The organism is Polaromonas sp. P1_G4, assembly GCF_056405475.1.
Genome location: NZ_JBFUCA010000659.1, coordinates 1 through 1,947, shown reverse-complemented (window position 1 = coordinate 1,947; position 1,947 = coordinate 1). Strand labels below are relative to the sequence as shown.

Annotated in this window: 3 protein-coding genes; all 3 read left to right on the top strand. The window is 56.9% G+C overall.

Annotated elements, in window-relative coordinates; translation table 11 throughout:
* Positions 1–150 (top strand): DUF2523 family protein (locus tag AC1D1X_RS21890; protein ID WP_477699174.1); only part of this gene is annotated, 150 nt, incomplete at its 5' end.
* A 10-nt stretch (positions 151–160) separates the two neighbouring features.
* The gene (locus AC1D1X_RS21885; protein WP_477699173.1) at positions 161–1,372 is read left to right on the top strand and encodes a zonular occludens toxin domain-containing protein; all 1,212 of its coding nucleotides are present in this window, start codon (positions 161–163) and stop codon (positions 1,370–1,372) included.
* Positions 1,373–1,499: 127 nt separating this feature from the next.
* Positions 1,500–1,947: hypothetical protein (locus AC1D1X_RS21880; RefSeq protein WP_477699172.1), on the top strand; the 448-nt coding region annotated here is incomplete at its 3' end.

Genomic DNA, 1,947 nt, shown 5'->3' with positions numbered 1-1,947 from the left:
GGCTACGCCAGTCAGGTAGGGCCGCTGCCCGGCGAAATCCTCAACATCCTGGGCCTGCTCGGGGTGGGAACGGCCATCAGCATCATCACGGCGGCGATTGTGATTCGCCTGGTACTGCAGCTGATTCCTTTCGTCAGGCTCGGATCATGAGGGGCGCATCATGATCAATGGCCTGGAAGGCATCCCGGGCTCGGGCAAGAGCTATGAAGCTGTTGTCTATCACGTGTTGCCGGCGCTGCAGCGCGGGCGACTGGTCATCACGAACCTGCCGCTGCTGGTGGAAATGTTCGCCGCGGTGAACCCGGACTATCGAAACCTGATCCAGCTGCGCACCCGGACCCAGCCGATTCGCGGCACCTGGGACGCGGAAGCGGTGGACGACCAGGGCAATGGAGAAGCCTTCAAACTCTTTGAAGACGGCCACTCAGAAAAGCCCGATCCCTCGGTGTCGGTGTTCGGCGGAGTCTGGGAGTACTACAGCGAGTGGAAGCATCCCCAGACAGGGCAAGGTCCGCTCTTCATCATTGACGAGTGTCATGTGGCCATGCCCAGCATTGGCACGGATCCGCAGGTGGTGGAGTGGTACAAGCTGCACCGGCACTTCAATGCCGATGTGTTGCTGGGCACCCAGTCGTTCCGGGACATGAACCAGCCGATTGCCAGGCTGATGGCGATCCTGATCAAGGTCCGCAAGGCGGACATCCTGGGCAAGGCGGATCACTACATCCGCAAGACGCATGGCGGTTACCGGGGTGGGGTGGTCTCGACGGAAGAACGCAAGTACAAGCCGGAGTTCTTCAAGTTCTACAAAAGCCACACGCAGGGCAACAGCGTGGCCGAGGCGGGGGCGCAGGATGTGGCGCCGTTCATTGTGAAGTTCAACCGGTTGAAGTGGGGAGTACTGGCGCTGTCAGCGGTCGCTATCGTCTGGGCCTTCTGGCCGGAGGCGGAGAAGCCTAAGTCAACCGTCAAACGGACGACGACGGTCCAGGCGGCGCCCTCAGTCGTGAAAGCGGTGGCGCAGCCGGTGCAGGCGGTGACGGAGGTGATTGGCAAGCATGCGACGGACCAGCCGACAGGGACCAACGAGATGCCGGAGCCTTATGGGCTCAAGGGCTTGCATGTGGTGGGAYGGATGACGATGCAGGGCAGGACCGTCTACGTGATCACCGTGAGTCAGAACGGGATGCCGGTGACGACGGTGACCAGTCTGGAACTGGAAGAGGTGGGCTACAAGTGGAAGGCTCTGACGGACTGTGCGGCTTCGATCCAGTGGAAGGACAAGGTGCGGGCGCTAACCTGCGACAGTCCGCAGATCACGATGGGGTTGCAGAGGACGGCTACCACGGCCAATCAAGTTTCGACTCGATAACGAGGGCGGAGGGGGCTTCGTTATGGTTTCGCATGCGAAATCATCCTCTAATTGCGGGATGTATTCCTGCCATGAAATAGTAGAGTGCTCGAGTAAATACCGCACGTCAAACCGGGGAGTGATCGTTATGACAACGTGGGATCTTCAGGAGACGAGAAAAACTGTGGAACGCATTTATGGGCGGGATCAGCTTCAGCTCATAGCTCCGTGTTTACGTTCGGTGGCTGACCGACAAGGGTATGCGTATGTTCACTATCAAGATTTCCGAAACCTATTAGAAGACTATCTAAAGTCGAACGCTGAACATTTGCCAGAGACATTTCTATATTGGACGAGTCTCGACGGGGGTCAGGAAGAGTTCGACGAGTTTATTTTGCGGGTTGGTGCTCAAGTCACCGCTTGTGTTCAAAGCTTACATTCAATACCTGACATATTGGCGCATGTCATTTACTTTGCCATTGGACTCAATCTAGACAACAGCATTGACGCTCATAAAGTCAACGTCGGCTCTGTTTCTCAGAAGCTTCAGCTTATACCTGGTGCAGTTGAGCTTCGGCGAATATTGAACTCCTTTA